Source organism: Micromonospora sp. CPCC 205561, from assembly GCF_036906775.1.
In the GTDB taxonomy this organism is placed as follows: Bacteria; Actinomycetota; Actinomycetes; order Mycobacteriales; family Micromonosporaceae; genus Micromonospora.
This window is the reverse complement of the sequence record NZ_JBAKHV010000020.1, coordinates 22796-35148: the sequence shown is the minus strand read 5'-3', so window position 1 is coordinate 35148 and position 12353 is coordinate 22796. Positions and strand designations below refer to the sequence as shown.

At 76.6% G+C, this 12353-nt stretch carries 9 protein-coding genes; 2 read left to right on the top strand and 7 right to left on the bottom strand.

Annotated features, from left to right (window positions below; genetic code table 11):
* Positions 1-89: 89 nt before the first annotated feature.
* The 5 genes from V6V16_RS13200 to lanKC all read right to left on the bottom strand — a co-directional run bounded on the left by V6V16_RS13200 (position 90) and on the right by lanKC (position 6555).
* The gene (locus tag V6V16_RS13200) at positions 90-1871 is read right to left on the bottom strand and encodes an ABC transporter ATP-binding protein (protein ID WP_334562296.1); all 1782 of its coding nucleotides are present in this window, start codon (positions 1869-1871) and stop codon (positions 90-92) included.
* Positions 1868-3598, bottom strand: a complete 1731-nt coding sequence (locus V6V16_RS13195; protein WP_334562295.1) for an ABC transporter ATP-binding protein — start codon at positions 3596-3598, stop codon at positions 1868-1870. The genes V6V16_RS13200 and V6V16_RS13195 overlap by 4 nt, the downstream gene beginning before the upstream one ends.
* Positions 3599-3670: 72 nt before the next feature.
* On the bottom strand, positions 3671-3790 hold the full coding sequence (locus V6V16_RS13190; protein ID WP_334562294.1) for a SapB/AmfS family lanthipeptide: 120 nt from the start codon (positions 3788-3790) through the stop codon (positions 3671-3673).
* A 38-nt stretch (positions 3791-3828) separates the two neighbouring features.
* On the bottom strand, positions 3829-3948 hold the full coding sequence (locus V6V16_RS13185) for a SapB/AmfS family lanthipeptide (RefSeq protein WP_089003486.1): 120 nt from the start codon (positions 3946-3948) through the stop codon (positions 3829-3831).
* 6 nt (positions 3949-3954) lie between these two features.
* Positions 3955-6555 carry a class III lanthionine synthetase LanKC gene (gene lanKC / locus V6V16_RS13180; protein ID WP_334562293.1) on the bottom strand — a complete coding sequence of 867 codons (2601 nt, stop codon included), beginning with the start codon at positions 6553-6555 and terminating at the stop codon, positions 3955-3957.
* A gap of 213 nt (positions 6556-6768) precedes the next feature.
* Here lanKC and V6V16_RS13175 point away from each other — a divergent pair, with 213 nt between their 5' ends.
* On the top strand, positions 6769-7704 hold the full coding sequence (locus V6V16_RS13175) for a diacylglycerol kinase (RefSeq protein ID WP_334562292.1): 936 nt from the start codon (positions 6769-6771) through the stop codon (positions 7702-7704).
* 166 nt (positions 7705-7870) lie between these two features.
* Here the strand turns inward: V6V16_RS13175 and V6V16_RS13170 are convergent, their stop codons facing one another.
* Both V6V16_RS13170 and V6V16_RS13165 read right to left on the bottom strand, forming a co-directional pair.
* The gene (locus tag V6V16_RS13170; protein ID WP_334562291.1) at positions 7871-8581 is read right to left on the bottom strand and encodes a TetR/AcrR family transcriptional regulator; all 711 of its coding nucleotides are present in this window, start codon (positions 8579-8581) and stop codon (positions 7871-7873) included.
* A gap of 60 nt (positions 8582-8641) precedes the next feature.
* Positions 8642-9415, bottom strand: a complete 774-nt coding sequence (locus V6V16_RS13165) for an HAD family hydrolase (RefSeq protein WP_334562290.1) — start codon at positions 9413-9415, stop codon at positions 8642-8644.
* A gap of 86 nt (positions 9416-9501) precedes the next feature.
* Between V6V16_RS13165 and V6V16_RS13160 the strand changes: the two genes are divergently transcribed.
* On the top strand, positions 9502-12294 hold the full coding sequence (locus tag V6V16_RS13160; protein ID WP_334562289.1) for a DEAD/DEAH box helicase: 2793 nt from the start codon (positions 9502-9504) through the stop codon (positions 12292-12294).
* The last annotated feature ends 59 nt before the right edge of the window (positions 12295-12353 follow it).

Here is a 12353-nt window from a genome sequence, read left to right as displayed (position 1 = left end):
CGACCGCCCGCCGCCCCGAACCGGTTCGTCCGGCCGCCGGCGGGTCACGCCGGAGCGGTCCGGAGCGGTCGCCGACGGCCGCCGGGCGGTCACGGGTGGGCGACCGGCACGCCCGGCGACGGTGCGACGTCCTCCCAGTGCCCGACCAGTTCCCGGTAGGTGGGCGAGCGGGTCATCAGGTCGTCGTGGGTCCCGACGAGCGGCCGGTCGCCGTCGAAGACCAGCACCCGGCGGGCCCGCGTCGCCGAGCTGATCCGGTGCGCGATCACCACCAGGGTGCCGGGCCGGCGGGCGAAGGCGTACTCGACCGTCGCCTCCAGCGTCGGGTCGAGGTGGCACGTCGCCTCGTCGAGGATCACCAGCGGCACCGGGGCGAGGTAGGCACGGACGGCGGCGACGAGTTGGCGCTCCCCGGCGGAGAGGGCGCCGGGGTCGATCTCGACGTCGAGGCCCCCGAGGCGGTCCACCAGGGGGCCGGCGCCGAGGGCGTCGACGGCCGCCCGGACGGTCGCGTCGTCGGCGTCGGGGTGCAGGTAGCGGAGGTTGTCACCGAGGGACCCGCTGCGCACGTACGCCTCCTGCGGCACCAGCACCCGCAGCCGGGCCAGCGCGCCGGGGGCGGTGCCGGCGACCGGCGTACCGGCCAGGTGGACGGTGCCGGCCTCCGGTGGGACCAGCCCGGCGACCAGCGCGGCCAGGGTCGACTTGCCCGCGCCGCTCGGCCCCACCACGGCCAGGTGCTCGCCGGCGGCCACCGTCAGGGTGAGGTCGGCCAGGACGGGCCGGGCGTGCGGGCCGTACCGGAAGGTGAGCCCACGCACCCGGACCGCCGGCGGCGCGCTGCCGTCGGCGGTGGCGGTGCCGTCGGGAACGGCGGGTGGCGTGGCGGCGGCCGGTGACCCGCAGCCGGGGCCCGGCTGCGGGCTGGTGCGCAGGATCCGGCCCAGGGTGACGGCGTAGCGCAGGCCGCCGCCGCCGACGCCCTGCACGACCGCGTGCAGCGCGGGTTGCAGGCCGGTGGTGACGTAGACCAGCGCGCCCAGCACCGCCCCCGTGCTCAGCCCCCGGCGGACCAGCCAGGGCGCGGCCAGCAGCAGCACCACCACGGGCAGCCAGCCGCCCAGGCCGAGGCTGAGGCTGCGCAGCGCCGCCATCCGGGCCAGCGTCCGCTCGGCGTCGGCCTGCGCCGTGACCCGCCTGTCCACCTCGGACACCACGCGCCGCTGCGCCCCGCTGGCCACCACGTCGCGGTGCCCGGCCAGCGCGGACGCCGCCGACCTGCCCAGCCGCTCACCCGCGGCCACCTGGGCCCGCTGGTGCGCCACCATGGCCGGCAGCGACGCGCCGAACACGGCCAGCCCCACCACCAGCGGGGCGGCCACCGCACCCGCCAGCGGCGGCGCCAGGGCGAGCAGACCGAGCAGCGCCGCACCGGCGGTGAACAGGAAGCCGCGCACCACCAGCAGCAGCCCGCCGAAGGTGTCGCGGACCACCTCGACCTGGTGGGTCAGCCGGGCCACGGCGGCGCTGTCGGCCCGGCCGCCGGCCCGGGTCGCGTCGCGCAGCGCCCCGTGCACCACCCGGGCCGCCAACTCGTCGCGGAACGGTTCCACCACCGCGCCGAGGCTGCGGTACACCTGCCCGGTGGCCGCCGCGCCGAGCAGCACGGCCACGGCGAGCCCACCCAGCCAGGCCAGCCCCGTGCCGAGCTGGCCGGCGAGGAAGCCCCGGTCGACCGCGCGGGCCACGAGGACCCCGCCGAGCAGCGCGGGCAGGGCCTCGACCGCGGACCAGGCGGCCAGCCGGCCCAGCGCCCGGCGGCGGGCGCGCAGCGCCGTCCAGGTGGTCCGGCGTACGCCGGGGCCGCTCACCGGGGCTCCCCGTCGGGCGCGAAGACCGCCCGGTAGTCCGGGTCGGCCCAGAGCCGCCGGTGCGGCGCGACCGCCCGCAGCCGGCCGCCGTCGAGCCACGCCACCAGGTCCGCCGCCGCCGCCGTCGTCGCGCGGTGGGTCACCACGAGCCGGGTACGCCCACCGGCGCCGGCCGCCACCGCCCGGCTGATCCGGTGCTCGGTGGCGGTGTCCAGGCTGGACGTGGCGTCGTCCAGGATGAGCAGCCGCTCGGCGGGGAACGCGCGGGCCAGCCCGAGGCGCTGTGCCTCGCCGCCGGAGAGCGGCGCGTCCGCCAGTGGGGTGCGGAAGCCCTCGGGCAGCCGGGCGACGACGTCGGCGACCTGTGCCGCCCGTGCCGCGGCCAGCACCCGCGCGGTGGCGGGGGTGTCGCCGTCGGGCGGTCGCGCCGAGTCGGCGGGCAGTGCGAGGCCGATCGCCTCGTGCACCGTCTCACCCACCAGCACCGGCCGGTCGAAGGCGTGCCCGACGGCCCGGCGCAGCGCGGCCGGGCTGAGCCGGCGCAGCGGCACCCCGTCGAGCAGCACCTCGCCGGCGTCCGGGTCGTGCAGCCGGCCGGCCACGGCGGCGAGGGTCGACTTGCCGGCGCCGGAGCGCCCGACGACGGCCACCGTGGCACCGGCCGGGACGGTCAGGTCGATCCCGTCGAGGACCGGCCGCCCGTCCTCGGTGCGGACGCCCACCCCGCGCAGGCGCAGCTCGCCTCGGCCGGACGGCAGCGCCTCGGTGCCCTCGGGGCGCACCGGGTGGGCCAGCGGCTCGGCGATGCGGCCGGCCGCGGCGCGGCTGCGTACCAGCCGGTTCAGCGTGGCCAGCACCGCGCCGAGTCCGGCGCCGAGGGCCGCGTACTGCACGGCGGCCACGAGTTGGCCGGGGGTCAGCCAGCCGAGGGTGAGGGCGTACCCGCCGACGGCCACGACGGCCACCTGGAGCAGCGGGCCGACGGCGGCCGTGCGGGCGCTCGCCCGGGCCAGCAGCCGCCAGCTGAGCTGGCCGTACCCGCGCAGTTCCGGCAGGGCGGCCAGCACCCGGTCGCGTTCCCGGTCGACGGTCGCGGCGGCGGCGATGGTGCGGGCGCCGCCGAGCGCCTCCAGTAGGCGGCCGGCGATGGTACCCAGCACCCGCTGGTAGCCGCCGACGGCGGCGGAGGCGTCGGTGACGAAGGCGCGCATGAGCACCGCGAGCAGGACCAGTCCGCCGAGCAGGGTGACGCCGAGCAGCGGTTCGAGCAGGGTGAGCGCCACGACGCTGCCGACCGGGGGGAGCAGCGCGACGATGCCGAGCACCACGGCGGTGCCGGCCTGACCGGCGTCGGCGGCCTGACCGACGAGCCGGCCGACCAGGTCTCCCACCGGATAGCGGCGGACGGTGCGCACGTCGCAGGCGAACAGGTGGCGCAGCAGGCGCCGGCGCAGCCGCCCGGTGGCCCGGGCCGCGCCGTACCCGCTTGCCACGTCGGCGAGGATGTCGGTGACCACCAGGACGGCGATCAGGGCGCAGGCGACGGCCGGCCACCAGGCGGAGCCGCGGGCGCCGACGGTGGCGTCCACCGCCAGCCCGAGCGCGGCGGGCAGGGCGAGTTCGGCGGCCGCGCCGACGAGCGCGACCGCGACGAGCAGGACCGTCCAGCCGCCGCCGTCGCGGACCACCCGCCGCAGCAGCCGGTCGGAGCCGGTCGGCGTCCGCATTGGCCCTCCCACAAAGACGTGCGGCCCTGGGCGGATACGTCTACCCGCCCAGGGCCTCGCGTGTCTATCTGATCAGTCGCAGGTCGTCACAGACAGCGAGCTGTCGCCGCAGAGCAGCAGGCTCGCCCGGCTGCCACCGCCGGTACGGTCGGCGGGGGCCATCTCCATGCCCTGGAGGTCGAGAAGCGCCATGTCGAGTCATCTCCTTCTGTGCTGGTCGGAAGAGCGGATCAGTTGCAGGTCGTGACGGACAGCGAGCTGTCGCCGCAGAGCAGCAGGCTCGCCCGGCTGCCACCGCCGGTACGGTCGGCGGGGGCCATCTCCATGCCCTGGAGGTCGAGAAGCGCCATGTCGTGTCACCTCCTTCCGTGCTGGTCGGTCTGATCGGTGGCCCTCGCCGAGGCGAGGGAGTCGGGGGCGCCCGTCAGGGGCGCGAGGAACGGCAGGCCCACCGGGGCGTCGGGCCGCGCGGCGGCCAGGGCCAGCAGCACGCCGGCGGTGCCGGTGCCGAGGTCCATGGAGAGCCGCAGCAGCTGCTCGCCGGGGAAGGCGGTGCCGCCGCCGTAGGGCAGCGCGTGCCACGCCAGCCGGGCCACCTGGGCGTCCCGCTCGCGGGACCGCTGCGGGTCGTCCGGGTACGCCGCGAGGTAGGCCACGATGCCGGCGCGTCCGGCGAAGAGGCCCGACTGGGCGTAGAACGGGGACCGGGCGGCGCGGCGTACCCCGGCGCTGGCCTCGGCGAACCGCTCGTCCTCGCGGTGGCGCAGGTACTGGTCGAGCACCAGGCCGATGCCCACGCTGCCCTGCCCGAGATAGGGCATCGTGCGCCAGCCCTCGTTGACCTCCAGCGCGCCGTCGGGGCGGACCACGCAGCGGCGCAGGTCCTGCCGCAGGGCGGTGGCGGCGTGGTCCAGCAGGGACTGCTCGCCGGTCAGCTCGTGCAGCCGCACCAGCAGCAGCGCCGGCCCGGTCCGGCCGCGCAGCAGCCCGGCGTACGGGTGCCGCCCGCCGCTGACGTCCGGCCCCGGGTCGTCGCCGAGCTGGTCGACGACCCGCTCGGCGGCCCGGTGGGCCGCGTCGCGCAGCGCCGTCTCGCCGGTGCGTCCGGCCAGTTCGGCCAGGTTCAGCGCGATCCCGGACAGGCCGCCCGAGAGGCTGTGGTCCAGGCCGTCGAGCGGCTGGCGCAGGCAGATGTCGAGCACGTCGAGGGCGTCCTGCCGGCGGCCGAGCAGCTCCAGGGCGTACGCGACGCCGTGCAGGCCGTCGTAGAAGCCGCAGCGGGTGCCGGAGGGGGGCGCCGTGGCCCGGCGGACGAGCCACTGTTCGTGTTCGGGCCAGCGGCCGGCGCCGCTGACGTGCAGGGCGTACAGGACGCCGGCGGCGCCGTGGGCGAGGTTGAGCCCGCCGCTGCGGAACTGCTCGATGTCGCCGGGGAAGAGCCGGTCGTCCCGGTCGGGCGTCGCGCTCGCCAGGATCGCCCGGGCCAGCCGGTCGCGGTGTGCCGCTGCGACGTCGACGGTGAGGTCGGGTGCCGGTTCGGCGTCCGCCGGGGCGGTGCCGGTGATCTCCCGTACGGCGGCGTCGAGGAGTTCCCTCGGCACCGGGAAGTGCGCGGCGACCACGTCGGCGAGGTGCGCGGCCTTGTCCGGCCCGAGGCGGACCAGCTGGGTCAGCGGCAGGAACAGCGCCAGCCGCAGGCAGGCCAGGGCGTACCGGTCGACGGCGGGACCGGTGCGGTCCCGGGGGGCGGCGAAGCCCTGGTTGCGCAGGCCCGGCCGGCGGTGCCCGTCGATCGGGGCCGCGACCTCGAAGTCCACCAGCGCGATCCGGTCGTCCGGGCGGACCATGACGTTGAACAGGTGCAGGTCGCCGTAGACCAGGCCGCGCTCGTGGATGGCCGTGACGACCTGCTCGACCTGCCGGTGCACGTCCAGCGCCCACCGGGTGTAGTCGGCGCGGTCGGCGTCCGTGGCGTCGGCGTCGATCAGCGGGTACCGCTCGACCAGCACCTTGTTCAGCGAGCGGCCCTCGATGAACTCCAGCGCGAGGAACCGGTGCTCGCCGATGCCGAACTCGTCGTGCACCCGGGGCACCTGCGGCAGGTCGGCGAGGCGGCGCAGCGCGTCGGCCTCGCGGGCCAGCCGGGCGACCGCGTCGGTGCCGTCGGCGTCGAGCCCGGCGTGCGGCCGGGCCTCCTTCAGCACCACCTGGGTGTCGGTCCGCACGTCCCGGCCGACGTAGAGGCCGCCGCCGTTGGAGAAGTGGATGACCTTCTCGATCCGGTACGGCACCTCGTCGGTGCTGGTGGCGTTGCGGGCGGCCAGGTGCGGGCCGAGGAAGTCGGGCAGCGTGACCCAGGACGGCACGTGGAAGACGGGATCGCGGCGGTCGGGCACCAGCGTGCCGGTGTCGTCCTCGATCGCCGGGACCACCTGGCCGTCGGGGGAGTGGCAGTAGCGGGCGGCGAAGCCTCCGTAGCGCACGTGCACCGGGCCCGCGCCGTGGCGCAGGTCGCTGAGGATGTACGGCCCCTGCTCGCCGGCGAGCAGCTCGTCGAGCTCCTTGCAGACCAGCTCCAGCTCCGCGTCGTCGCGGGGGTAGACGGTGACGAACTTGCCGCTGGCGGCCCGGGAGGCGTACTTGGAGTTGCGCAGCAGCAGGGTGCGCGGGCCGCGGAGGAACTTGAAGGAGAGGCCGCGTGGGACGCAGTAGTCCCAGACGGTGTCGAGCACCCGCTCCGCGTTCGCCAGCGTCGCCGACACGTGGATCTTCCAGCCCTGCTGGGGCAGCGTGCCGCCCTCCGGGGCGTAGATGAGCCAGTCGTCGAGCGGCTCGGAGCGCCAGCCCTGCGGTACGGGACGCCGCGCCGCGGCGAAGGTGGGCTGCTCGACCGCGCTGCCGAGCGAGTCGTAGAACAGTCGGTCGGCGGCGCAGTAGCTGTCGTAGCGCTCGTCCATGATGACCACCCCCTCCGCTGTTCGGTCGATGCTTTTGCCCTGCTGATGGATACGAGTCTGTCCGTTCGGTCTATGGCGTTCACAGTGTGTTGAGTCATGGCGACGAATGCGTGCCGCACGGTCGGGCGTGACAAATGTCAGTTGCGCCCGGGCGGCGCGGGGTGCGTCGGCGACGGGGCCGGGCGGCGCGCGGCCCGCCCCGGTGGCGGTACGGTGCTCGCCGTGACCGCAGACGATCACCCCTGCGTCGCCCCCGGCGGGCCCGTCGCCGTGCTGGCCAACCCGACCGCGGGCCGGGGCCGGCACCGTGGGCTGCTGCCGCAGGTCCTGCACCGGCTGGCGGCGGCCGGCCGGCCCGTACGCGTGCTCGCCGCCCACACCGCCGACGAGGCCGAGACCGCCTGCCGCCGGGCGGTGGCCGACGGCGCGGCGGCCCTGGTCGCGGTCGGCGGCGACGGCACCGTGCACCGCGCCCTGCAGGCGGTCGCGGGCACGCCGGTCCCGTTCGGTCCGGTCCCGGCCGGCACCGGCAACGACTTCGCCGCCGACACCGGCTTCCCGGCCGACCCGCTCGCCGCCGTCGACGTCATCGCCGCGGCGCTGCGCGACGGCCGCAGCCGCCCGGTGGACCTGGCGCGGATGACGGGGGCCGACGGCGAGAGCCGCTGGTACGGCGCGGTGCTCGCGGCCGGCTTCGACGCGATCGTCAACGAGCGGGCCAACCGGATGCGCTGGCCGCGCGGGCCCCGCCGCTACGACCTGGCGATCCTGGTGGAGCTGGCCCGGCTGCGCCCGCGCCGCTACACGCTGCGCCTCGACGGGGTCGCGCACCAGGTCGACGCGGTGCTGGTCGCGGTCGGCAACTGCGCCAGCTACGGCGGCGGCATGCGGATCTGCCCGGCCGCGGACCCGACCGACGGCCTGCTCGACGTGGTGGTGGGCGGCCGGTTCGACCGGCGCACCCTGATGCGGGTCAAGCCGCGCATCTACCGGGGCACCCACGTGGCCCACCCGCTGGTGCGCAGCTACCGCGCCCGCACCGTCGAGCTGGACGCCGAGAGCATCACCGGCTACGCCGACGGCGAGCGGGCCCTGCGCCTGCCGCTGACCGTCACCGCCGTGCCCGCCGCCCTGCGCCTGCTGCGCTGAGCGGCGCGGCGACCGCCGCCACGCGTCTCCCGCCGGCCGTCACCGTGGCCGCCGCGCTCCCTGCGCCGAAGGTCCCCGACCGTCACCGCCACCCGCGCCGGCCCCCGGTGCCGTGCCGCGTCCCGGCGGGGCCCGGCCGACGCCGGCCGGGTCGGCGGGGCGTAAGTCAGGCGCCGCCGCGGGCGACGCGGTCGAGCCACTCGGCGAGCAGTGCGCGCTCGGCGGCGGTGAGGTCGGTGGCCAGGTCGTCGAGGGAGGCCCGCAGCGCCACCGCGTGCCGCACCGGCCGGTCGGCCCGGTAGGTGGCGCGGGCGGCGGCCGAGTCGGTGACCAGGGCGGCGAGCACCGCCTCGCGGGTCCGGGTGGACAGGGCGGGGTCGCGGTCCTCGGGCGCCGCCCGGATCAGGGCGAGGGTCACCCCGCACCCGGCGGCGTGCAGCATCCCGGTCGCCTCGTCGACACCCGTGCGCAGCCGGCCCGCCTCGGCGACCCGCTGTACGAGCTGGCGCAGGATGTCGGCCGCGACCCGGGCCGCCGTGGGGGTCTCGCCGGGGCGCGGGTCGCCGTACATGAGCGCGTGGAAGGCCGGGTTGGCCACCCCGAAGTCGACCTGCATGTCCCAGCCCCGGCGCAGGTCGTCGACCGGGTCGCCGGCGAGGTCCCGGGCCGCCGCGGCGTGCAGGTACGCGGCGAACCCGTAGCTGGCCGCGGCGTCCAACAGGCCGCGCATGTCGCCGAACTGCCGGTAGATGGTGGGCGCCTGCACCCCCGCGGCCCGGCCGACCGCGCGGGTCGAGACCGCGTCCCGGCCGCCCTCGGCGAGCAGCGCGGCGGCGGCCCGGACGATCCGGTCCCGGGGCGACGTCTCCGTGATCATGACAACGACGATAACGTCCTCGCGTTAGCGCTGGTGGTTAGCGTCGCTGTCGACATCTCGTTAGCGCTTGCCGTCCACCCGGGCGAGGTCCAGCACCGCGCCCAGCCCGTTGGGTCGCCCCGCCTCGGCGGCCGGCAGCACCAGCACCGCGCACCCGGCCGCGACGGCCCCGGCGTCCGCCGGCGTGTCGCCCACCATCAGGGCGCGCTCCGGGTCGACGCCGAGCATCCCGCAGGCGCGCAGGAAGATCCCGGGGTCCGGCTTGCAGCGCCCCACCTCGTACGACAGGACGAACGCGTCGACCAGGTCGGCGCACCCCCACGCCTCGAACATCGGCCGGATGTCGAAGCCGATGTTGCTGACCACCGCCACCCGGACGCCCGCCGCCCGCAGCGCGGCGAGGGTCGCGACGGTGTCGGGGTAGGGCACCCAGCCCTCGGGCACCAGCACCCGCTCGTAGAGCGCCTCGGCGAAGCCCTCGATGCCCGCGTCGACCAGCTCGGCCAGCCCCGTGTAGGCCCCCCGGTGGGCGTGCGGGTAGAGGTCCCGGTCGGCCCAGAGCTCCGCCAGCCGGGGCGGCACCCGGGTCGGCGGCGGCCCGCCCGCCCGGCCCGCCGTCAGCAGCCGGTCGGCCAGCGCGGTGGCGCGCATCCGCTCCAGCGTCACCCCGCAGGAGGCCGCGGCGGCCAGCACCCACTCGCGGGGCTCCTCCACCTGCGCCAGGGTGCCGTGGAAGTCGAGCAGGACCGCCTCCACCGGCCGACGGGACGGATCCGGGCGGACGGCGTCGTCGGCGCCGCGCGAGGCGTGGGGCGTTTCGGCATGGTCCGGCACGTCGTGCACCCTACCGACCGCCCCCGACCGCGCTGCCGGACGGCCTTGTCCGGTGCTCGTCGGTGGCACGCATTAATCTTGGAGGCATGTCGAGCCCCGCCGAGCGGTACGCCGCGGCGCGCCGCCGGGCCGCGCAGGCCACACAGTTCCCGGCGCTGGACGAGTTCGCCCTCGATCTGGGGTTCGATCTCGACGACTTCCAGCGGGAGGCGTGCCAGGCGCTGGAGCGGGGCAGCGGCGTGCTGGTCTGCGCCCCGACCGGCGCCGGCAAGACGGTGGTCGGCGAGTTCGCCGTGCACATGGCGCTGCGCGGCGGGCCGGCGCCCGCCGGCGGCGAGGCCGGCCCGCCGCCGCGACGCAAGTGCTTCTACACCACCCCGATCAAGGCCCTGTCGAACCAGAAGTACCACGACCTGGTCGACCGCTACGGCGCCGCCCAGGTCGGGCTGCTCACCGGCGACAACGCGATCAACGGCGACGCCCCGGTGGTGGTGATGACCACCGAGGTGCTGCGCAACATGCTCTACGCCGGCTCGACCACCCTCGACGGCCTGGCGTACGTGGTGATGGACGAGGTGCACTACCTCGCCGACCGCTTCCGCGGCGGGGTGTGGGAAGAGGTGATCATCCACCTGCCCGCCTCGGTCACCCTGGTCTCGCTCTCGGCGACCGTGTCCAACGCCGAGGAGTTCGCCGACTGGTTGGTCACCGTGCGCGGCGAGACCGCCGTGGTGGTCAGCGAGCACCGCCCGGTGCCGCTGTGGCAGCACATGCTGGTCGGCAAGCGGATGTTCGACCTGTTCCACGACGCCGACGCCGCCCGCAAGCACGACGTGCACCCCGAGCTGCTGCGCTACACCCGCGACACGATGCGCCGGCTGGAACTCGGCGAGGGGCGCAGCGCCGGCCCCGGCGCGGGTCGGCGCGGGCCCCGCTGGCGCGGCCCGATGCGCCCCGACATCGTCGACCGGCTCGACCGGGAGGGTCTGCTGCCGGCGATCCTGTTCATCTTCAGCCGCGCCGGCTGCGCCGCCGCCGTGCAGCAGTGCCTCGCCGCGGGCCTGCGGCTCACCTCGGCGGAGGAGCGGGCGGAGATCCGCCAGATCGTCGAGTCGCGGGTCACCGCCATCCCGGGCGAGGACCTGACCGTCCTGGGCTACTGGGAGTGGCTCGACGGCCTGGAGCGCGGCCTGGCCGCCCACCACGCCGGCATGCTGCCGGTCTTCAAGGAGGTCGTGGAGGAGCTCTTCGTCCGGGGCCTGGTCAAGGCGGTCTTCGCCACCGAGACGCTCGCCCTGGGCATCAACATGCCGGCCCGCTGCGTGGTGCTGGAGCGCCTGGTGAAGTACAACGGCGAGGCGCACGTCGACCTGACCCCGGGGGAGTACACCCAGCTCACCGGCCGCGCCGGCCGGCGCGGCATCGACGTCGAGGGGCACGCGGTCGTCGTCTGGTCCCCCGAGACCGACCCGCGGCACGTGGCCGGGCTCGCCTCCACCCGCACCTACCCGCTGCGGTCCAGCTTCCGGCCGTCGTACAACATGGCGGTCAACCTGGTCAGCACGGTCGGCGCCGAGCCGGCCCGGGCGCTGCTGGAGTCGTCGTTCGCCCAGTTCCAGGCCGACCGGTCGGTGGTCGGCCTCGCCCGCCAGGTGCAGCGCAACACCGAGACCGTGGAGGCGTACGGCGCGGAGGCGGCCTGCCACCACGGCGACTTCGACGAGTACTTCGCGCTGCGGGTGGCCATCGCCGACCGGGAGCGCTCCGTGGCCCGGCAGGGGCAGAGCCAGCGCAAGGCCGCCGCGGTGGCCTCGCTGGAGCGGCTGCGGGTCGGCGACGTGATCCGGGTGCCGTCGGGTCGCCGGGCCGGCCTGGCCGTCGTGCTCGACCCGGCCACCGGCGGCTTCGGCGAGCCCCGGCCGTTGGTGCTCACCCAGGACCGCTGGGCGGGTCGGGTCAGCCCGGGGGACTTCACCACCCCGGCGGAGGTGCTGGCCCGCATCCGGGTGCCCAAGCACTTCAACCACCGCTCGCCGGCGGCCCGGCGTGACCTGGCCGCCGAGGTCAGCGGCACCGGGCTGGACCGGCACGGCGGCCGTCGTGGCGGGCGGTCCCGGCAGGCGGTGGGCGACGACCACCAGCTCAGCCAGCTCCGCACCGAGCTGCGTCGGCACCCCTGCCACGCCTGCCCCGACCGCGAGGAGCACGCCCGCTGGGCCGAGCGGCGCCGTCGCCTGGAGAAGGACACCGAGGAGCTGCGCCAGCGGGTGGCTGGCCGGACGGGCTCGCTGGCCCGGACGTTCGACCGGATCGTGGCGCTGCTCACCGACCGCGGCTACCTCGCGCCGGACGGCGCGGTGACCGACGCCGGCCGGATGCTCGGCCGGATCTGGACGGAGGCCGACCTGCTGGTCGCCGAGTGCCTGCGGCGCGGGGTGTGGGACGGGCTCTCCCCGGCCGAACTGGCGGCGGCGGTCTCCGTGGTCGTCTTCGAGGCCCGCCGCGACGTCGACGAGCGGGCGTCGCTGCCGCGCGGCACGGTGGCCGAGGCGGTCGACGAGACGCTCAAGCTGTGGGGCGAGATCGAGGCCGACGAGGCGGCCCGGGGGCTCACGGTCACCCGGGAGCCCGACCTCGGCTTCGCCTGGCCGATCTACCGCTGGGCCCGGGGCGAGGCCCTGGCGAAGGTCCTCGGCAGCGGCCACGAGATCGACGGCGAGATGCCGGCCGGGGACTTCGTGCGGTGGGCCCGGCAGGTGGTCGACCTGCTCGGTCAGCTCGCCGACTCCGGCGGCGCCTCGACGGAGCTCAGGTCGACGGCCCGGCAGGCGATCGCCGCCGTGAACCGGGGCGTGCTGGCCTACCACGCCCCCGCCTGATCATCACCCTCGGTGATCGTTCATCGAGTTCGATGCGTCATGGAGTCATCGCGACGGCA

Excerpts from the sequence above, each read along its gene's own strand:
- V6V16_RS13195 (WP_334562295.1), bottom strand. The coding sequence starts at position 3,598 with ATGCGGACGCCGACCGGCTCCGACCGGCTGCTGCGGCGGGTGGTCCGC.
- V6V16_RS13190 (WP_334562294.1), bottom strand. The coding sequence starts at position 3,790 with ATGGCGCTTCTCGACCTCCAGGGCATGGAGATGGCCCCCGCCGACCGT.
- V6V16_RS13185 (WP_089003486.1), bottom strand. The coding sequence starts at position 3,948 with ATGGCGCTTCTCGACCTCCAGGGCATGGAGATGGCCCCCGCCGACCGT.
- lanKC (WP_334562293.1), bottom strand. The coding sequence starts at position 6,555 with ATGGACGAGCGCTACGACAGCTACTGCGCCGCCGACCGACTGTTCTAC.
- V6V16_RS13170 (WP_334562291.1), bottom strand. The coding sequence starts at position 8,581 with ATGATCACGGAGACGTCGCCCCGGGACCGGATCGTCCGGGCCGCCGCC.
- V6V16_RS13160 (WP_334562289.1), top strand. The coding sequence starts at position 9,502 with ATGTCGAGCCCCGCCGAGCGGTACGCCGCGGCGCGCCGCCGGGCCGCG.